General features: G+C 31.3%; 7 protein-coding genes. All 7 read left to right on the top strand.

Annotation, left to right across the window (positions count from 1 at the left end; translation table 11 throughout):
- Positions 1–109: 109 nt before the first annotated feature.
- Positions 110–2,302, top strand: a complete 2,193-nt coding sequence (locus A6733_RS03350; RefSeq protein ID WP_092411542.1) for a ShET2/EspL2 family type III secretion system effector toxin — start codon at positions 110–112, stop codon at positions 2,300–2,302.
- A gap of 609 nt (positions 2,303–2,911) precedes the next feature.
- The gene (locus A6733_RS03345; protein ID WP_092411541.1) at positions 2,912–5,437 is read left to right on the top strand and encodes a ShET2/EspL2 family type III secretion system effector toxin; all 2,526 of its coding nucleotides are present in this window, start codon (positions 2,912–2,914) and stop codon (positions 5,435–5,437) included.
- 705 nt (positions 5,438–6,142) lie between these two features.
- Positions 6,143–9,526, top strand: coding sequence for a ShET2/EspL2 family type III secretion system effector toxin (locus tag A6733_RS03340; protein WP_092460425.1), 3,384 nt, complete (start codon positions 6,143–6,145; stop codon positions 9,524–9,526).
- A 201-nt stretch (positions 9,527–9,727) separates the two neighbouring features.
- Positions 9,728–12,817, top strand: coding sequence for a ShET2/EspL2 family type III secretion system effector toxin (locus tag A6733_RS03335; RefSeq protein WP_176696763.1), 3,090 nt, complete (start codon positions 9,728–9,730; stop codon positions 12,815–12,817).
- A 112-nt stretch (positions 12,818–12,929) separates the two neighbouring features.
- Complete coding sequence (locus tag A6733_RS03330; RefSeq protein ID WP_092460420.1) at positions 12,930–15,842, top strand: ShET2/EspL2 family type III secretion system effector toxin; 2,913 nt, start codon at positions 12,930–12,932, stop codon at positions 15,840–15,842.
- Between the two features lie 294 nt (positions 15,843–16,136).
- On the top strand, positions 16,137–19,229 hold the full coding sequence (locus A6733_RS03325) for a ShET2/EspL2 family type III secretion system effector toxin (protein WP_092411537.1): 3,093 nt from the start codon (positions 16,137–16,139) through the stop codon (positions 19,227–19,229).
- A 472-nt stretch (positions 19,230–19,701) separates the two neighbouring features.
- Positions 19,702–22,929, top strand: a complete 3,228-nt coding sequence (locus A6733_RS03320; RefSeq protein ID WP_092460417.1) for a ShET2/EspL2 family type III secretion system effector toxin — start codon at positions 19,702–19,704, stop codon at positions 22,927–22,929.
- The last annotated feature ends 227 nt before the right edge of the window (positions 22,930–23,156 follow it).

Raw genomic sequence — 23,156 nt, 5'->3', positions numbered from 1 at the left:
TAAGATTTTATTTGCTTATATATCATATACTTTATATGGTTTTTTGAAGTAGTTGTTTTTCTTCATGTATACATACAAATAGATAAATAAGTAAAATGGAGTTTTTGCTGTGTGTGCAGATTTTAATCAAACAGCTCGAATATATGCTAATTCTGGATGTGAAATATTTCCTGATTGTAAAACAGGACCATATATATCTCCCAGAGGTGTTGCCGAGGTAGTTAACTTTAATAGAGAGATTGAAGTTAATGGTCAGGTTATTTTTTGTACTCACTTATCTGCATTATTTATGTTTAATGGTGTTGATTGCTACACTAAAGGTAAGAGGATTAAGGTTAATAGCTTGTTTGCAAGCAAAGATTCAATAATAAAATCTGCTCCACCTAATGTTGAGAATTTGTATAAAAATATATTGGAAAGATCATGTGGCAGACACATAATACCGTGTAATAATTTTGGTAATTTTTTGTACAAAATCTCTATAAGAATGAACCCTAATGAACAGAGATTTTTCTTAATAGATAGCTCTATTCACTCAATGTCGTTCATGATTTCACGTAAAATTAGAGAATATCCAGAATTTATTAAAAATACTTGGGTAGTTAATTTTTTTGATCCTAATAGAACCAATATTACATCTCGTAGTGAAGTTTCAGCTCCTAGAGATTTTTTAAATTCAGACGTTTTCTCTCTTAATATGTTTATAAATAATAATTTTTATGAATCATATTTTTTCTATACAAATGAAGACAATAAATCAGAGGCCGAGAATGAGTGCGTAGTATATGAATACTCAGATAAAGCTGAAGCTAATTTTAAATTTTCAACACTGTCAGCTTTATCTCAATATAATGTTTCTGCTTGCATGATATATCATATCATGTTTGATGAGTATGCTTCATTCTGTTTAACAGATATAACAAAAAGAATTAGTTCATGCATAAATAAAGAAACTAGAAAAAAATTATTTTTTGCTAAAAATAGCAGAGGTGCTCCTGCCCTTTATGCAGCTATGGAGCAAGGAAAGTCACAATCTGTAAAGGCGTATGATTATTTACTGCAAGCGCTTTCTCGCGATGAGCAAATTAGTTTGTTACCAGAATTGTTAAGTTCTAAGATTTATACTGGGACCCCTGCCCTTTTTATAGCTATGCAAAAAGGACATGTTGAATGTATTAGTTCATATGCTACTCTATTAGAATGTCAATTAAATTTAATGAAAGATATGTTACCTGAGGATAGTTTTGTTGATATAGTTGTTAATTTATTGTCGGGGAAAAGGAATAACGAAATATCAGCCTTATTCGTGGGATTAAATAAGAATAATGCAGATGCTGTAGGTGCTTATGCAAAAGTATTAGATAAAGTTTTCTTGTTAAAGGGAACCATACCGGATGATAGATTGGCTGATATTATTTTTAATTTAATATGTTCTCCGTTACCTTGTAATGGTGAAACCACTTTATTCTTAGCTCTAAATAAAGGATATGCTAGTTCTATTTGTGCTATTGGTTTATTAATTGATAAATTGATTATTATGAAAGGCTGTATATCTCACGATAAACTTGCAGAAATGATTTATAAATTATTATCCTCTACTGATAAGCATGGTACTTTCGGATTATTTACGTCTTTGCGAGAAGGAAATAGTAGAGCTGTACTTTCTTTTGGTTGTCTTATAGATAAACTGCTTGCTATGAGAGGATGTATATCAGACGAGAAGTTGGCTACTATGGTATTTAATTTACTAATGGCTAAAAGTGGTGATGGTGTTCCTGGTTTATCTATTGCTATGGAAAATGGTCTTTGCGGTACCATACGTGCTTTTGGTAAACTACTAGAAAAAATAACTGTTTTTAAGGATGCTATGGATAACAATCCTTTTAATAACATGCTACTGGAGATTGTGATATCCAGAAGATCGGATGGTACATCTGGATTATTTATTGCACTAGATAGTAATTTACCCAATGTTATTGATTGTTATTCATCATTGTTAACTGTAATACCAGAAGATAAATTAGTTGATGTGTTAGTGGCATTGAATAGCCATGGTGTGCCTGGTGCATTAGTTGCAGGTAAAGAGGCTTTAGATGCTTATTTGTCGATAATATCATCGTTATCATCCTATGGCGTTATACAAAATTTATACTCAGAATTTAAGTGCATAAGAAAATCGATTGCTCACATATTTTTGGGTGATAGTAATTTTTGTTTAAGGTACAAGCTGTTGTTGGATAGGATAAAAAAAATTAAGTCTGGATTTTATGGCACAACTTGTAATGCAAGATGCTTATACTGATGTAGTTCGTAACGTTACGGATTGTTAGTCATTTACTGCAATTGTTCTCCCATGCTACAGTATAAACGATAGTAGATATTTTATATGGTGAACTTTTGGACATTGTAAATTCTAAACTATAGTACAGTACTTCTGGTTTATCCATATCGATAAAAAAACAATTTTTCCATCCAATGTAATTAAATATTATTCCATGTTGCTTAAGTTAATACCAGAATCTAGAGCGGTTAGTATATTGCTGGCGTCAGATTGTTCCGGGGATCCTGGTGTTTTGATTTGGGTAAGAAGGCCGTAGAGTACTACTTAACAATAATAGCCATTTTACCTGATATGATCATACGCGATGATTTGCATTTTATTTAAGAATTAAAAAAATAAGAAGATCAATCAATAATATGTTTTTAAGTGATAGATGCCTCCATATAAGGTATAAATTCTTATTAGACAAGGTAAATGGATACAGCATAACATGCTCTATGCTGGGCATTTGTGGCGCAGTAATTTTATCAAAACAGAACAAGACTGATCTATCTATCAGTAATGTGCGTGGGTGTATTGTGTAACTAAACAAAACTCACTATTACAGTACAATGATTAAATTGGAATGACGTGAATACTAATTACGGTACGCGTGTTAACATGCTCTCGTATTCGATGGAAGCAGTGTCACCTGAAGAAAAAACTTTGCCCTATATATCCCTGAAAAATGTTGGGAGCTTGTTAAACTTAAATTATGGAGTTGAGGCCTATGGTGAAACTATTGTTTGTTCTCACTTATCTTCATTGCTTATGTTGAATAGCATCGATTATTATAATAATTGTAAAAAAATTAAAGTTAATGAATTTTTCATGGATATAGAATCAGTAAAAAGAGTAATTCCAGAAAATATCAAAGAAATATATCCAAATATTGTACAAAATTCGTGTGGCAGACACATTATAGCCTGCAGTAGATTTGGTAATTTTTTGCATAAAATAGCATCTAGTATGTCTTGCTGTGAACAGAGATTTTTTTTATTACATAGTTGCAATCATGTGATGTATTTTAGGATCATGCATAAAACTAAGGAAAGTTGTGGAGCATCATTAAACAAATGGGTAGTGCATTTTTTTGATCCTAATATAACTAATGTTGTAACACGTAGTGAAGTTTTAGATTATGAGAGTTTTCTAGACCAGGAAAAGTTTTCCTTACAGATGTTTATCAGTAAAGATAATTATAAATTATATTTTGGAAATTCTAATTCAGGTATAGTAGATCATGAATGTTTAATTCAAGAGTATTCTGACAAAAAACCTGCAAGCTTAAAATTTTTAACCCTAGAAACTCTATCTCAATATGGAATTTCCGGCTGTATGATATATCATATCATGTCTGATAATATTAGTTCATTTAACATTATGGAGGCAGTAAAACATACTCCTTTTAGAACGTTGAGCAGTGATATTAGAAGAGAGATATTTTTAGCAAAAAGCTCTTCCAATGTTACTGCACTTTATGCATCTATGGAACGAAATAGACCTAACTCTATAAAATCATATAATGATTTTTTGCAGGAACTTTCTTATGATGAACAATTAAGTTTGTTGCCTGAGATTATAAATGATAAATCTTCATCTGAGGCAACAGCTTTATTCATAGCCATGCAAGAAGGACATGCTGAATGTGTTAGTAGTTTTGGTTTATTGATAGATAGATTAATAAATATAAGACCTGGAATGACTCCAGACAATTTTTGTAACATGTTGTTTGATGTTTTTTTATCTGTACGTAACAGTGGATTTACTGCTCTTTCTTTGGCTTTATATGGAAATCATGCTGATGCTATTTTAGCTTTTGGTAATCTTATGAATAGGATTTTTATAGTTAATGATAATATAGGTAATGAAAGATTATCTGATATGATTTTTGGCTTATTACATTATAAATCATATATTGGTACGACAGGATTGTTTTTAGCTCTATCCAGAGGGTGCTATAATGCAATTATAGCTTTTGGGACATTGATAGATAAATTGCTTGTTATGAAAGGACGTATACCTGATATAAATTTGGCAAATATGATTTTTATATTGTTGATGGCCAAAGATGGTACAGGATCTCCCGGTTTATTCTTTGCTTTTCAAGGAGAGATTGCTAATACAGTATCTGCTTTTGGGTTATTGATAGATAGATTGCTTGTTATGAAAGGACATATACCTGATATAAATTTGGCAAATATGATTTTCGAATTGTTGATGGCTAAAGATGGTACAGGAGTTCCAGGTGTATTCTTTGCTTTTCAAGAAGGTAATGCTGATATTGTATGCTCTTTTGGATTATTGATAGATAGATTGCTTGTTATGAAAGGACATATACCTGATATAGATTTGGCAAATATGATTTTTAGATTGTTGATAGCTAAAGATGGTACAGGAGTTTCTGGTCTATATTGTGCTTTGAAATATGGACATGCTGATACGGTAATGATTTTTGGATTGTTGGTAGATAGATTGCTTGTTATGAAAGATAGTGTTTCGTATCTTTACATATCAAGTACGATTTTTGAGCTCTTGATGTCCAAGGATAATACTGGATCTACTGGACTATTTATTGCTTTACAGGAAGGTCATGCTGAAGCGGTACTTGCTTTTGGTTCATTGATAGATAGGCTTCTCCTTATGAAGGGTTATGTTCCAGATGCACAATTGGCTGATATGGTATTTGATTTACTAATGTGTAAGAGTAGCGATGGTGTTCCTGGTTTGTTTGTGGCTATGAAAAATGGTCATGCTACTAGCATAACTGCTTTTTGTGGCTTATTAGAAAGAATAATGCTCTTTAAGAATGATATATATAGTGAATATTTTGATCATATGCTTACTGACATTGTAATGTCTAAACAATTAGATGGTACGTCTGGATTGTTTGTGGCACTGAAAAATAATTATCCTGATGTGGTTAGATCTTATGCCCCACTGCTTAATTTGATACCTGAAACCAAGGTGGTTGATGTATTGATAGCGTTCGATAATCATGGCACGCCTGCTGCATTACTTGCAGGTAAAGAAGCTTTATATTCTTATTTAGAATTAATAAGTTTGTTTTCTGATGATGTCATGTCAGTAGTTATATCTACAATTACTTCCTTATGATGTAGATTAATTTTTTGCAAAAAATGACGCAAGTAATCTTTGCTTTGATCGGTACTGACTTGTTATGTTATATTGCACAAGTGGTTATAACCTATCGCACTAAGAAAACCTTTACATGATTTTTTTATTTTATATATATGTCAATACAATAATAGTGTTAAAGTTAGTGGCAGAAAATAAATTAATTAATATTAATATAGTAGTGTAAAACAGCATGATTTGTTACTCATGACTTGGGTGTTACTGATAGGTCCTATTAATGATTATGTTACGTATGGCTTCTATATTATTGAATATATAAAATTAATACATGCGTTTGCAGTATATTTTGCATATATTGGTGAGTGTAATCGGTATATTTGTAGCTTGCGAGTTTAGAACGGGTAAAAATGCAGTCCTACCGATTGCATGCGAAGGGATCTTTGGGGGCTTGTCTTATAGGTGCCTAATTATCAGGCCAGATCTGTTATACTCGAGAAGATTTTATAATACGTTATTCAAGAGCTACATTGATAGAAATTATAAATCACCAATAAGTAAAATAAGACTAATTGGTTATGTGTTATTATGCACAAATATTATACTTATTTAATACAAAGATTGTGCCACAGAACAATTTAGACGTACACACATCCCGAATAATAAGTATAATGGTCACGATACGATAGCTCTTAATCCAATAATAATAGATAAAGCATAGTAGACATGAATTTTAATTACAACACACATGTTCACATATCTTCGCATACAATGGAAGTTATACCATCTTACGAAAAGAACTCGCCTTATATATCTAAGAAAAATGCTGGAAGTTTATTAAACTTAAATGGCAAAGTTGAAATTGATGGGGAAATTATTTCTTGCACCTATTTGTCTTCATTATTTGCTCTTAATAGCATTGATTGTTATAGAAATAACAAAAAAATGGAAATTAGCAAACTGTTTTCAGATGAAGACTCAATAAAAAGAGCAATTCCTGGCGATTTTAAAGGAATTCATGAAAATATGGTGAAAAATTCATGTGGTAAACATATTATAGCTTGTGGTAATTTTGGTAACTTTTTACATAAAATTGCATCCAGCACAACTTATGGGGAGCAGAGGTTTTTTATCTTGCAGAGTTGCGGTCATGTAATGTCTTTTAAGATAATCCATAAAACTAAGAAAGTAGGAGAATTATTATTAGATAGGTGGGTAGTACACTTTTTTGATCCTAATAAAACTAATGTTGTAGTGCGCAGTGAAGTTTTAAATACTGATGAATTTCTAGATTTGCGTAAATTTTCTTTACAAATGTTTATGAGTAAAAGTGATTATAAAGATTATTTTGAAGGTTCTGGATTAGGTCCAGTAGAAAATGAATGTGCAGTATATGAATGCTCTGATAGAAAAAATGAAAGTTTGTGTTTTTCAACTTTAGAAACTCTGTCTCAATGTGGAATTTCTGGATGCATGATATATCATATGATGTACAGCAATATTAGATCATTAGATATTAGAGAATTGGCAAGATCTAGGTCTTTTTCAAACTTAAGTAGTGATGTTAGAAAAGAGATATTTTTTGCTAAAAGCTCCTTAAATATTTCCGCACTTCACTTAGCTATAGAACATAATAATTTTAACTCCATAAGATCGTATGATAATTTTTTGGAAGAGCTTTCTTATGATGAGCAAGTAAGTATATTGCCTGATATTGTACTATCTAAGTCACATTTAGAAGCACCAGCTTTGTTTGTAGCTATGCAAAATGGAAGTAATGAAAGTATTGATAGTTTGGGATTATTGATAAATAGATTAATGAATGTAAGACACAGAATACCTATAGAAAATTTTTCTGAAATAATCTTCGATGTTTTTTTAGCTAAGCGTACAGATGGATTGTCTGCTCTTTCTATGGCTTTATTTAAAAATAAAGCTGGGTCTATTTTAGCTTTTAGTAGGATTATGGATAGAATTTTTATGCTTAAAGATGTTATGGATGGTATAAAATTATCTAATTTAATTTTTAGGTTGTTACATCATAAGTACAATGATGGTAGAACGGCATTGTTCATAGGTTTGTCTTATGGATCTGATAGTGCAATTGTTGCTTTTGGATTATTGGTGGATAAGTTACTTGTTATGAAAGGTTATGTTCCTGATAGTTATATAGTGGATATGGTTTTTAGGCTGTTAAGATCTAGAACAAATAGAGGAATTCCTGGCCTATTTTTTTCTTTGCAGGACGGCCATGCTAATGCAGTACGTGCTTTTGGATCATTGATAGATAAATTACTTGTTATGAAAGGTCATGTTCCTGATAATCGTATGGCGAATATGATTTTTGAGTTATTAATTGCTAAATCTGATACAGCTATCCCTGGTTTATTTTTTGCTTTACAAAATAATCATGCTAATACAGTATTTGCTTTTTCTGAATTGATATATAAATTGCTTGCTATGAAAGGACATGTATCCGATAGTTATATGGCGAATATGATTTTTGAGTTATTGATGCCTAAATCTGATACAGGTATCCCTGGTTTATTTTTTGCTTTACAAGAAGGGTATACTAACACAATAATTGCTTTTGGTGGGTTAGTAAGTAAATTTGCTCTCTTAAAGCAGAGTATACCTGAGGCTAGGTTTAATTCTATGATGTTAGATATATTAATGGCTAGGAGGAGTGACAGTTTATCTGGCATATTAATGTCATTAATAAAAAATAGTACTGATGTTATAGCTGCATATGGTTCATTATTAGTTTATGCGCCCAAAGAAGTTAGAAAAGAAATATTTTTCATTAAAGATAATGATGGATTTCCTGCCCTTTATGCACTCATATCTTCTAATAAAGCACAGTCTATAATAACTTATGATTATTTTTTGAAGATGCTTTCTTGTGATGAGCAAATGGATATACTTCCAGAACTATTAATTTCTAAAAATGATAAAGGTGATCCTGCTCTGTTTTTGGCTATGCAGGAAGGATATGATACTTGTATTGATGAATATGCTACTTTGATAGAAAATCAATTAATGACGGTTAAAGATAGAATGTCTCCTGGTGATTTTGCTAATCTAGTTTTAAATATTGTATCTGCTAAAAGAACTGATGGAATATCTGCTCTGTTTATGGGAATGTACAACAATAGAGTTAGTGCTATAAAATCTTATGCAGGATTATTAGACAAAGTTTTATTACTGTTAAAGGGAACTATATCTGATTATGAATTAGCTGACATTATTTATAAATTAATTTCATGTTGCTCTCCTTCCTATGGTGAGAGTATTATTTTTACAGGCCTACACATGGGATATGCTGGTTCTATTGCCGCTTTTGGTTTATTGGTTGATAAATTAGTATCAATGAAAAATTATATACCTCACGATAAACTTGTGGACATGATTTTTGAATTATTGAAGGCTAGAAATAGAAAAAACTTTGATGGATTGTTTATAGCTTTGCAAAAAGGTAATATTGATGAAATAACTGCTTTTGGTTTCTTGTTAGATAAATTTATTAGTATTAAAGGATATACAGATGATATCCCACTGATTGCACTGATTGATATGCTATTTGATTTATTAATGTGCAAAAGTGGTGATGATGATGTTCCAGGTTTGTTTATGGCTATGCAGGAAGGACACCATGTAGCTGTAGATGCTTTTAGAAAATTAATAGAAAAAATAATGATATTTGAGGATCATGTGTTTAGTGGATATTTTAATAATATGCTGTTAAATACTGTAATATCTAGAAGATCAGATGGGGTATCTGGGTTGCTTATAGCGCTAAAAAATAATTTTCCTAAAGTAATTAGAGCTTATGGACTATTGCTCAGTTTAATACCTAAAGACGAATTAGTTAATGTGTTAATAGCTTCTGACAGTTTGGGTGTACCTGCTGCGTTATTTGCTGGTAATGAGGCTTTGAGTAGTTATTTGGAAATAATATCTAACTTGCCTACTGAGGTTATATGTGCTTTATATTCACGACTTAATAGCATAAAAATTTCGATTGAACATATACTTTCAAGTGATAGCGATCTTAATGGAAAATATGAGCTTTTATTAAAAAATGTTAAGGAACTTGCTAGAAATTTCTAACTTAATATGTATTATTCAATAAGATACCAAATAAACATAAGAAATTGTTTTAGAATACTATTTTTTCTATGAAAATTTATGTTGATCATGATAAAGTGGTGCTCTACATTTTGTTCTTATATCTATATCAAGCACAACATATAGTAGTAATACTTATAGTGTTAATGCTCATACAGAATCGGAATGACATGGACTTTAGACATGGACTTTGGCTGTAGTACACATATTCATATATCTTCACATACGATGGAGATAGTGCCATCTGATGAAAAGATTTCTCCTTATATATCTAAAAAAAATGTTGGAAGTTTATTGTGTTTAAATAACAAGGTTGAAGTTGATGGGAAAGATATTTCTTGCGAAGATTTATCTTTATTATTTACTCTTAATAGCATTACTTGTTATAGAAGTAGAAAAAAAATGAAAATTAATGAGCTGTTTTCGGATAAAGAATCAGTAAAAAGAGCGGCTCTCAATAATCTTAAAGAAGTTCATGAAATTAAAATAGAAAGGAGCTCATGTGGAAAGCATATTATAGCTTGTGATAGGTTTGGTAATTTTTTGAGTAAAATAGCATCTACCACTACTCCTGGGGAGCAGAGATTTTTTATTTTACATAGCGGTAATCATGTAATGTCTTTTAAGATTATGCATAGAGCCAAGGAAGTAGATGGAGTATTAGTAGATAAGTGGGTAGTACATTTTTTTGATCCTAATAAAACTAATGTTGTATCACGTAGCGCAGTTTTGAACTATGAAGAATTTTTAGACCTAAGTAAATTTTCTTTAAGAATGTTTATGACTAAAGATACTTATAAAGATTACTTTGAAGATGTTAAATTAGGGCCAATAGAAGATGAGTGTGCAATATATGAGTATTCTGATGTAAGAAATGCAAGTTCTGGTTTTTCAACTTTAGAGACCATGTCCCAGGATGGTATTTCTGGGTGCATGATACATCATATGATGTCTAATGAGATTGGTCCAATGGATATTGTAAGAGTAGTAGAGTCAAGTTCTTTTTCAACTTTAAGTGCTGATATTAAAAGGGAGATATTTTTTTATAAAAGCTCCCTAGGTACTTCTGCGCTTCATGTGGCTGTGGAACGAAATAATCCTGACGCTATAAGATCGTATGATAATTTTTTGGAAAAACTTTCTTGTGATGAGCAAGTAAATTTGTTACCTGATATTCTTAAAATCAGATCATCTGAAGGTGCGTTGGCTTTATTTATGGCTATGCAAGAAGGACATACTGAGTGTATTGATAATTTTGGTTTATTGATAGATAGATTGATTAGTTTAAGACATAGCATTGGTGGATGTTTTACTAGAATGCTCTTCTTTGATATTTTGCTGGCCAAACGTGTAGATAACTTGTCTGCTCTTTCTATAGCTATGTGCCAAAATAATGCTGGTGCTATTTTAGCTTTCGCCAATCTTTTGGATAAAACTTTTATACTTAAAGAAGATATGATCAGTAGCATAGAATTGTCTAATATGATTTTTATGTTGTTGGATTATAAAGATAAAGACGGAAATGCTGGTCTGTTTTATGCTCTCCTAAGAGGTTGTGCTGATGCAGTACGTGTTTTTGGGACATTGATAGATAGGCTACTTGTTATGAAGGGGCATGTACCTGAAGGTCGTATGGCAAAAATGATTTTTAGATTGTTGTATAATAAACTTAATGTAGGATATACTAATAATGAAGGATACACTGGTCTATTTTTTGCTTTGCAAAAAGGTCATACTGATACAGTAATTGCTTTTAGTGGATTAATTAGTAAATTTGTGCTCCTAAAGGACAGTATACCTAAAGCTATTTTTGACTCTATGATGTTAAATCTATTGATGTCTAGAATAAGTAGCAACACACCTGGAATATTTGAATTACTAGCTTCAAACGATATTGATGTTATTGGTGCATATACTTCACTATTAGTACATGCATCTAAAGAAGTTAGAAAAGAAATATTTTGTGTTAAAGATAGTAATGGATCACCTGCCCTTTGGGGCTTTTTGTTTTATAATAACCCACAATCTATGATATCATACGGGCATTTTCTGCAAGCACTTTCTTGTGATGAACAAATTGAGCTACTGCCAGAGATATTAGTTTCTAAAAATAATAATAATGTTCCTGCCCTATTTTTAGCTATGCAAGAAGGATGTAGTAGTTTCATTGATTCATATAACATCTTGATAGAAAATCAATTAATGATGATCAGAGACCGAATGTCTCCTGATGATTTTGCTGGTCTAGTTTTAAATATTGCATTTGCTAAGATGAGTGATGGGGTATCTGCTTTATCTATAGGAATGTACAGGAATAGAACTAATGTTGTAGCATCCTATGCAGGGTTATTAGATAGGGTTTTATTGCTACTGAATGGTGTTATATCATATGATAGACTGGCTAATAGTATTTATAGTTTAATTTCCTATTACTCGCCTTCCTATGGTGAGAGTCCTATGTTTGTGGGATTATCTAGAGGATATGCTAGTTCTATTACTGCTTTTGGTTTATTAGTTGATAAACTAATATTAATGAAAGATCATATATCTCACGATAAACTAGCAAAAATGATTTTTAAATTGTTGAAGGCTAGAACCATAAAAAATATTGACGGATTATTTATGGCTATGCAAGAAGGACACCATAGTACTGTAGATGCTTTTTCCTCATTGTTGGATAAATTTCTTAGTATGAAAGGAGACATAGAAGATATTACATTGGCCGGTATGGTATTTGATTTACTGATGTGTAAAAGTGGTGGTGATGATATTCCAGGATTGTTTGTGGCTATGCAAGAAGGACACCATAGTACTGTAGATGCTTTTAGGAAATTATTAGAAAAAGCAATTGTATTTAAGGATGATATATCTAGTGGGTATTTTAATATTATCCTTTTAGATACTGTAGTCTCTAGGCGGTCAGATGGTATGTCTGGTTTATTTGCGGCACTAAAAAATAATTTTCCTAAAGTGGTTAAATCTTATGGGCTATTGCTTAGCCTAATACCTAAAGATGAATTAGTTGACATATTAGTGGCCTCTGATAGTTCTGGTACACCTGCTGCATTGTTTGCTGGTAAGGAGGCTTTGGATAGTTATTTAGAAATAATATCTGACTTGCCCACTAAGATTATATATGCTTTGTATTCACGACTTAATAGCATGAGAAGATCTATTGGACATATGCTTTCAAGTAATGGCGATCTTGATGTAAAGTATAAACTTTTATTGGAAAAGATTAAAGAACTTGCTAGAAGCTCCAGATATATGTAATTGTACTTAAGTTATCTACTAGATATACTCGTTCGTATTAAAAGTGCTAGAGTAATGTCCTGTAATATAGATCTATAGTAATAATACTGATGGTAAAATAAAGAAGAATGCCGTGGATTTCGATTACAATAAGCATGCTCATATAGCCTCATATTCTATGGAAGAATTACCGTCCTACAGGAAGGATTTGCCTTATATATCTAATAAGAAAGTTGGAGATATATTAAACTTAAATGGCAAAGTTGAAGTTGATAGGGAAATTATTAATTGTTCTCATTTAGTTTCATTATTTACTTTAAATAGCATTGATTCTTATAGAAGTAGCAAAAAAGTTAAAATTAACGAACTGTTTTATGATGAAGATTCAATAAGAAGGGCAGTTCCTGGTAATTTTAGAGAAATTTATAAAAATATAATAAAAAATTCATGTGCCAGGCACGTTATAGCTTGCGATAAATTTGGTAATTTTTTGCACGAAATAGCATCTACCACCCATTCTGGGGAGCAGAGATTTTTTATCTTACAAAGTTGCAGTCATGCAATGTCTTTTAAGGTCATGCATAAACCTAAAAAAATAGAAGGAGTATCTACAGATAGATGGGTAGTACATTTTTTTGATCCTAATAAGACTAATGTTGTATCACGTAGCGAAGTCTTAAATTGTAATGAATTTCTAGACTTAAGTAAATTTTCTTTAAGGATGTTTATAAAAAAATGTTCCTATAAGGATTATTTTGGAGGCCCTAAATCATTAGGGCCGGTAGAAAATGAATGTGCAATATATGAGTACTCTGACATAAGAGAAGCAAGTTTGGATTTTTCAACTTTAGAAACCTTATCCCAGGATAATATTTCTGGGTGCATGATATATCACATGATGTCTAATAATATTAGTTCATTGGATATTAGAGGAGTAGTAAAATACAGATCTTTCTTAACGTTGAGTGCTAATGCTAGAAAGGAGATATTTTTTGCCAAAAGCTCTTTAGGTGTTTCTGCTCTTCAGTTAGTTATGGAACAAAACTATTTTAACTCTATGATATCCTATGATGACTTTTTGAAAGAACTTTCTTATGATGAAGAATTGAGTTTGTTACCTGATATTATACACACTAAATCACCTAAAGGAGTACCGGCATTATTTATGGCCATGCAAGATGGAAACATTGAATGTATTAATAATTTTGCTTTGTTGATAAACAGACTAATTAATATAAGACATAGATTATCTGTAGAAAAATTTTCTGAAATACTATTTAATGTTTTGCTTTCAAAGCGTGAAAGTGGGTGCTCTGCTCTTTCTATAGCTATATCGAAAAATAATGCTGAGGCTATTTTGGCTTTTGGTAATTTTTTTGATAGTATTTTTGTACTTAAAGACAGTATAGGTAGTGAGAAATTATCTAATATAATTTTTAGATTATTGAGTTATACATATAACAAAAGAGCTCCTGGTCTATTTTCTGCTTTGCAAAATGGCCATTTTGATACAGTTATTGCCTTTGGTGGGTTAGTAAGTAAATTTTCGTCACTAAGACACAGTATACCTGAATTTAGGTTTAACTCTATGATGCTAAATATATTAATGGCTGTGGGAGGCAATAATAAACTTGGCATATTCATACCATTAATAAAAAATAATACTAATGTTGTTACTGCATATAGTTCATTACTGGTATACGCATCTAAAGAAGTTAGAAAAGAAATATTTTGTGTTAAATATAGTAATGGATACCCTGCCATTTATGCGTTAATATTTCATAATAATCCACAATCTTTGACAGCATATAATTATTTCTTGCAGGCACTTTCTTGTGATGAGCAAATGGATTTATTGCCAAGGTTGTTAATTTCTAAAAATGATAACGGAGACCCTGCTCTATTTATGGCCATGCAAGAAGGACATGCTGATTGTATTGACGCATATGGTGTTTTGATAGAAAAACAATTAATTAAAATTAGAAATAGAATGTCTCCCGATGATTTTGCTAACCTAGTTTTAAGTATTGTGTCTGCTAAAAGAAGTGACGGAATATCTGCATTGTTTATGGGAATGTATAATAATAGAGTTAGTGCTATAGAAGCTTACTCAAAATTATTAGATAAAGTTTTATCATTATTAAGGGGTACTATATCAGATGATAGACTAGCTGATATTATCCATGCCCTAATTTCATATTACTCACCGTCTTACGATGAGGGTTCTATATTTACAGCCCTACGTAGAGGGCATGCTGGTTCTGTTGTTGCTTTTGGTTTGCTAATTGATAAACTAATACTAATGAGAGGTTATGTATCTCACAGTAAGCTTGTAAATATGATTTTTAAATTGTTGAAAGCTAGAACTAGCACAAACATTGACGGATTATTTATGGCTTTGCAGGAAGGAAATACTGATTCAGTAGCTGCTTTTGGCGTGTTGTTAGATAGATTTATTGGTATGATGGGATACGTAGAAGATGTCTTATTGGCTGATATGGTATTTGATTTATTAATGTGCAAAAGTGGTGATAATAATATTTCAGGTTTGTTTATGGCTATGCAAGAGGGACACCATGGTACTGTAGATGCCTTTAGAAAATTGTTAGAAAGAACAATTATATTTAAGGATTATATATTAGGTGAATTCTTTGATAATATGCTTTTAGATACCATAATATCTAGACGATCAGATGGTATATCTGGTTTATTTGCGGCACTAAAAAATAATTTTCCTGAAGTAGTTAAATCTTATGGACGATTGCTTAGCTTAATACCAAAGGATGAATTGGTTAATGTATTAGTAGCTTCTGATGGTTTTGGCATACCTGCTGCCTTATTTGCTGGTAATGAGGCCTTGAGTAGTTATTTCGAAATAATATCTGACTTGCCTACCAATGTTATATGTGCTTTGTATTCACGACTTAAGACCATAAGAAGGTCAATTGGACATACACTTTCAGGTAATAGTGATCTTGATGGAAAGTATACCATTTTACTAGAAAGGGCTAAAGAAATTGCTAGAAACTCTAGGCATAATCGTTAAAATTTGTGTGCCAGATGCATAAATTACTACCAAAATATAACATATTTAATTTTCCTAATTTGCAGTGTTTAAATTTCATTAAATAATTAATATTGTTAATGGAAAAACTTGGCAATAATTACCATTACATATAGTAAATCACCCACTAACATATTAACTTAATGTAAGGTAAGTAATTTTTTTAGAATTAGAAGATTATTTTTTGTATATGCATATTATGTTAAATATTCTAAAGCGTAGTTATATATGTAGAATTATAGTAGTAATTATGATGATAAAATAAAGCAGAGTGAAATGTATCTTAGTTACAGCACGCATTTTCATATGTCCCCACATTCTATGGAAATAATACCATCTGATGAAAAGAATTTACCATACATATCTAGTAAAAATGTTGGAAGTTTGTTAAATTTAAATGGCAAAGTTAAAGTTGATGGAAAAATTGCCAATTGTACTCAATTTTCTTCACTATTCACTTTAAATAGCATGGATTGTTATAGAAGTAACAGTAAAATGAAAATTAGTGAATTGTTTTCAGATGAAGACTCAATAAGAAGAGCATTTTCTGATAAAAAAACAGTTTTCGGTAATTTTGGTAATTTTGAAGAAGTTCATAAAAATATAATAAGAAATTCGTGTGGTAGGCATATTATAGTTTGTGATAAATTTGGTAATTTTTTGCACAAAATAGCATCTACCACCTCTTCTGGGGAGCAGAGATTTTTTATTTTGCAGAGTTGTAATCATGCAATGTCTTTTAAGATTATGCATAAAATTAAGGAAGTAGGAGGGATATCGAGAAATAGGTGGGTAGTGCATTTTTTTGATCCTAATAGGACTAACGTTATAGCGCGGAGCGAAGTTTTAAATCCCGGGGAATTTCTAGATTTAAGAAAATTTTCTTTAAGAATGTTTGTTGGTAAATGTTATTATAAAGATTATTTTGGAAATAATGAATCTGAGACAATAGAAAATGAATGCTCAATATATGAGTATTCTGATATAAAAGATGCAAATTTGTATTTTTCAACTTTAGAAACTCTGTCTCAGGATAGAATTTCTGGATGTATGATATATCATATGATGCTTAGCAATATTAGTTCGTTTGATATTAGAGGAGTACTAGAATCTAGATCTTTTTCAACGTTAAGTTGTGATGTTAGGAGAGAGATATTTTTTGCTAAAAACTCTTCAGGTGTTTCTGCACTTCACTTGGCAATGGAACAGGATAAGCCTAACTCCGTAATACTGTATGATAATTTTTTACAGGAACTTTCCTATGATGAACAAGTAAATTTGTTACCCGATATCATAAATAATAAGTCTCCTGAGGGCGTGCCAGCATTGTTTATAGCTATGCAACAAGATAATAGTGAAAGTATTGATAATTTTGGTTTGTTGCTCGATAGATTAATGAATATAAGATATAGAATGTCTATAGAAGATTTTTATGGAATGCTCCTCGATACTTTGCTAGCAAAGCGTAAAGATGGATTGTCTGCTCTTTGTATAGCTGTATCAAAAAATAATACTAGAGCTGTTTTATCTTTTGGTAGGCTTGTAGATAGAATTTTTATACTTAAAGATATTATGGATAGTAAAAAGTTATCTGATATGATTTTTGGATTGTTGAATTGTAAAGATACAAGAGGAATTCCCATTCTATTTTTTGCTTTGCAAAAGGGTTGTTCTGATACAGTACTTGCTTTTGGCACTTTGGTAGATAAATTGCTTCTTATGAAAGATTATTTGCCTGGTGCTTATATGGCAGATATAATTTTTGAATTATTGATGTCTAATGGCGCAGGTGATACTGGTCTATTTTCTGCTTTGCAAAAAGGTCATACTGATGCGGTACTTGCTTTTGGCGGGTTAATAAGTAGATTCGTTTTACTAAAGCACAGTATATCTGAAAAGATATTTAATTCTATGATGTTAGATATATTATCTGCTATAAGAGGTGACAATATACCCGGCATATTTGCACCATTATCACAAAACAATATGGATGTTGTTGGTGCATATAGTTCATTATTAGTATATGCATCTAAAGAAGTTAGAAAAGAAATATTTTGTCTTAAAGATGGTGATGGATATCCTGCCGTTTATGCATTCATGTTTCATAATAATCCACAATCTTTGGCAGCATATAATTATTTCTTGCAGGCACTTTCTTGTGATGAGCAAATTGATCTATTGCCAGAGTTATTAATTTCTAAAAATAGTAATGGAGACCCTGCTCTACTTGTAGCCATGCAGGAAGGATATGCTAATTGTATTGACTCATATGGTGTTTTAATAGAAAAACAATTGATGACAATTAGAGACAAAATGTCTCTCGATGATTTTGCTAACCTAGTTTTAAGTATTGTATCCGCTAAAAGAAGTGATGGAATATCTGCATTATTTATGGGAGTATATAATAATAGAGTTAGTGCTATAGAAGCTTACTCAAGATTATTAGATAAAGTTTTATCATTATTAAGGGGCACTATATCAGATGATAAATTAGCTGATATTATCTATGCCTTGATTTCATATTTCTCACCTTCTTATGGTGAGAGTCCCGTGTTTACAGCCCTACGTAGAGGGCATGCTGGTTCTGTTGTTGCTTTTGCTTTGCTAATTGACAAACTAATACTAATGAGAGGTTATGTATCTCACAATAAGCTTGTAAATATGATTTTTAAATTGTTGAAAGCTAGAACTAGCACAAACATTGACGGATTATTTATGGCTTTGCAGGAAGGAAATACTGATTCAGTAGCTGCTTTTGGCGTGTTGTTAGATAGATTTATTAGTATGATGGGATACGTAGAAGATGTCTTATTGGCTGATATGGTATTTGATTTATTAATGTGCAAAAGTGGTGATAATAATATTTCAGGTTTGTTTATGGCTATGCAAGAGGGACACCATGGTACTGTAGATGCCTTTAGAAAATTGTTAGAAAGAACAATTATATTTAAGGATTATATATTAGGTGAATTCTTTGATAATATGCTTTTAGATACCGTAATATCTAGACGATCAGATGGTATATCTGGTTTATTTGCGGCACTAAAAAATAATTTTCCTGAAGCGGTTAAATCTTATGGACGATTGCTTAGCTTAATACCAAAGGATGAATTAGTTAATGTATTAGTAGCTTCTAATAGTTTTGGAGTACCTGCTGCGTTATTTGCTGCTAGAGAAGCTTTGGATAGTTATTTTGCAGTTATATCTGACTTACCTACTAGTGTTATATATGCTTTGTATTCACAACTTAAGAGCATAAGAGGATCAATTGGACATACACTTTTATATAATAGCGACTTTGACGGAAGGTATAAACTTTTATTGGAAAAGATTAAAGAGCTTGTTGATAGTTCTAACCAGAACTATTAAAAGTTGAGTATCAGATAATTAATTTGTGTTGTTTGAGGCATTAAATTTACTAATCTGTAAAATTATGAATATGAAGGTACTATTGGTTTGTTCATAACTGTGTAATAAAGCTGCTACATAATTCGGTTGTTTGTTGCTAAAAAAAATTATAATTTTTTTTAATTGTTAGGTTAAAGAGCGTATATAATGGTAAACATTTTTGATAGATGGTATAAATTACCGCCAAACAAAATAAAATAATGTAAATAACAGACTCAAGTTTTTTAATTTGTAATGCAAGACTTCCATAAAAATTAATCTAGATGCCAATAATGTCATATTGCCATGTGTAATTTTGCCTTAATAGCCCGATAACTTAATATAGATAATTATTGTTTATCAAGCAGTTTTTGCTATGCAGATTTGTGCTAAAGATGCTAACGTGGTACGCCAGTTATAGATTTATGCTAATAATAAAACAAAGCAAAGTGACATGAACCCTAATTACGATACGAATGTTCATATATCCTCTTGTTCGATGGAAGTAATACCATCTGACAGAAAGGATTCGCCTTATATATCTAAAAAAAATGTTGGAAGTTTGGTGAATTTGAATTGCTTGGTCCAAGTTGGGAGTGAAGTTATTAATTGTTCCCATTTGGTTTCAATATTTACTTTAAATAGCATTAGTTGTTATAGAAGTAACGAAAAAATTAAAATTAGTGAACTGTTTTCAGATGAAGATTCAGTGAAGAGAGCAGTTCCTGATAATTTCAAAGAAATTTATAAAAGCATAATAGAAAATTCGTGTGCTAGGCATATTATACCTTGTGATAGATTTGGTAACTTTTTGCACGAAATAGCGTCTACCACCACTTCCGGGGAACAGAGATTTTTTATCTTGCAAAGTTGCAGTCATGCAATGTCTTTTAAGATCACGCATAAAACTAGTAAAATAGAAGGAGCATTGACAGATAGTTGGGTAGTACATTTTTTTGATCCAAATAAAACCAATGTTTTATCACGTAGCAAAGTTTCAAGTTGCGAAGAATTTCTGGATTCAAGCAGATTTTCTTTGAGAATGTTTATAAGTAAAAGTTCTTATAAAGATTATTTTGAAAATACCCAATTGGGTCCAATAGAGAGTGAATGTGCAGTATATGAGTACTCTGATACAAGAGAAGCAAGTTTGCATTTTTCAACTTTAGAAACTATGTCCCGAGATAATATTTCTGGGTGCATGATATACCATATGATGTCTAGTGATATTAGTTCGTTGGATATTAGAGAAATAGTAAGATCTAGATCGTTTTCAACATTAAGTGCTAATGTTAGAAGGGAGATTTTTTTTGCTAAAAGCTCTTTAGGCATTTCCGCGCTTCAGTTGGCTATGGAACAAAATAGACCTAATTCTATAAGATCATATAATAGTTTTTTGGAAGAACTTTCTTATGACGAGAACGTAAGTTTATTACCTGATATTATACACACTAAATCATCTAATGGTGTACCTGCTTTATTTATGGCTATGCAAAATGGATATACTGCATGTATTAATAATTTTGGTTTATTGCTCGATAGATTGATTAATATAAGATTAATGATTGGTATAGAAAATTTTTCTAGAATATTTTTTGATATTTTGTTGGCCAAGCGTAGAGATGGACTATCTGCTCTTTCTACGGCTTTGCTTGGAAATAATAGCGATGCTGTTTTAGCTTTTGGCCGTCTTTTGGATAAAATTTTTATACTCAAAGATATTGTTGATAGTAAAAAATTATCTAATATGATTTTTGAATTGTTGAATTCTAAAGATAACATTGGAATTACTGGTCTTTTCTATGCTTTGCAAGAGGGTCATTCTGGTGTAGTACGTGCTTTTGGAACATTAATAGATATCTTATTTGTTATGAAAGAACATATACCTGATGCTGATATAGCAAGTATGATTTTTAGATTATTGAATTGTAAAAATAATAATGCACTTCCTGGACTATTTTTAGTTTTGCAAAATGGTCATGTTGATACAGTACATGCTTTTTCTGAATTGTTGGATAAATTACTTATTATGAAAGATCATGTATCCCACACTGATATGGCATATATGATTTTTGAGTTATTAATACCTAAAGCTGATACTGGTGTTACTGGGTTATTTTTTGCTTTGCAAGAAGGTCATACTGATACGGTAATTGCTTTTGGTGGGATAATAAGCAAATTTTTGCTACTAAGGTACAGTATACCTGAACGTATGTTTAACTCTATGATGCTAGATATATTAATGGCTAGGAGAGGTGACAATATACCCGGAATATTTATATCATTAGCAATGAATAATATTGATATTGTTGGTGCATATAGTTCACTATTAGTGTATGCGCCCAAAGAAGTTAGAAAAGAAGTATTTTGTATCAAGGATAGTGATGGATTTCCCGCTCTTTATGCTCTCATGGCCAATGATAATCCACAATCTTTGATAGCATATGACTATTTTTTGCAGTCACTTTCTTGTGATGAGCAAATAGATCTACTGCCAGAGTTATTAATTTCTAAAAACGATAATGGTGATTATGCTCTATTTGTAGCTATGCAAGAAGGGTATAAAGATTGTGTTGACGCATATGGTGTCTTGATTGAAAATCAACTGATGACGATTAGAGGCAGAATGTCTCCTGATGATTTTGCCAGTATAGTTTTGGATATTGTATTGGCTAAAAGAAATGATGGAATATCTGCTTTACTTGTGGGAATGTATAACAATAAGGTTAGAGCTGTAGAAGCTTATTCGGGATTATTAGACAAAGTCTTATTGTTACTAAATGGCATTATATCACCTCGTAAATTAGCTGATATTATTTATATCTTGATTTCACATTGCTCGCCCTCTTATGATGCAACTCCTATGTTTACAGCTCTGCATAGAGGACATGCTAGTTCTGTTGCTATTTTTAGTTTATTAGTTGATAAACTAATATCAATGAGAGGTTGTATATCTCACGATGAGCTTGTAAATATGATTTTTAAATTGTTGAAGGCTAGAAATAGTACAAACATTGATGGATTATTTATGGCTTTGCAAGAAGGAAACACTGCTTCAGTAGCTGCTTTTGGAGTGTTGTTAGATAGATTTATTAGTATGAAAGGATACATAGAAGATATTCCGCTGGCTGATATGTTATTTGATTTACTAATGTGCAAAAGTGGTGATGATTGTATACCAGGCTTGTTTATGGCTATGCAAGAGGGACATCATGGGGCTGTAGATGCTTTTGGGAAGTTATTAGAAAAAGCAATGATCTTTAAGGATTGTATATTAAGTGAATTCTTTAATAGTATGCTTCTGGATACCGTAATATCTAAACGATCAGATGGGATATCTGGATTATTTGTAGCACTAAAAAATAATCTTCCCGAAGTAATTAGATCCTATGGCTTATTGCTTAAATTAATACCTCAAAATGAATTAACTAATGTATTAATAGCTTCTAACAGTTATGGCGTACCTGCTGCCTTATTTGCTGGTAGAGAAGCTTTAGCTAGCTATCTCGAAATAGTATCTGGCTTACCAACTAGGGCTATATATGATTTATATTCACAACTTAGTAGCATAAGAATCTCAATTAGATATACACCTTTAAGCAATAGTGATCTTGATAGGAAATACGAGCTTTTATTGAAAGATATTGAAGAACTTGCTAGAACCTCCAGGCAGAACTATTGAAGATTATGTATGACTTTGATAAAATTGAACTAATGTTTATAGTTGGGTAGGTATAAATTACTACCAAACAAGATAAAACAGGTTTAGATTTCTTGGTATGCAATGCCCTCATAAAAAATTTGATTTAAGTGTCAACTAGTGGCACGTTAGTATGTGTGTGTGTAATTATAATCTTGTAGTTGTACCAGTTGTTGGTTTAATATAAAAAAATTGCTCTAGCAGATAAT

This window comes from Candidatus Ichthyocystis sparus, from assembly GCF_900078745.1.
GTDB classification, from domain to species: Bacteria; Pseudomonadota; Gammaproteobacteria; order Burkholderiales; family 2013Ark19i; genus Ichthyocystis; species Ichthyocystis sparus.
This window is presented reverse-complemented; position numbering and strand designations above follow the sequence as displayed.

Bases quoted from the DNA above. Each gene is read 5' to 3' on its own strand.
- A6733_RS03340 (WP_092460425.1), top strand. From the start codon at position 6,143: ATGAATTTTAATTACAACACACATGTTCACATATCTTCGCATACAATG.
- A6733_RS03335 (WP_176696763.1), top strand. From the start codon at position 9,728: ATGGACTTTGGCTGTAGTACACATATTCATATATCTTCACATACGATG.
- A6733_RS03325 (WP_092411537.1), top strand. From the start codon at position 16,137: ATGTATCTTAGTTACAGCACGCATTTTCATATGTCCCCACATTCTATG.
- A6733_RS03320 (WP_092460417.1), top strand. From the start codon at position 19,702: ATGAACCCTAATTACGATACGAATGTTCATATATCCTCTTGTTCGATG.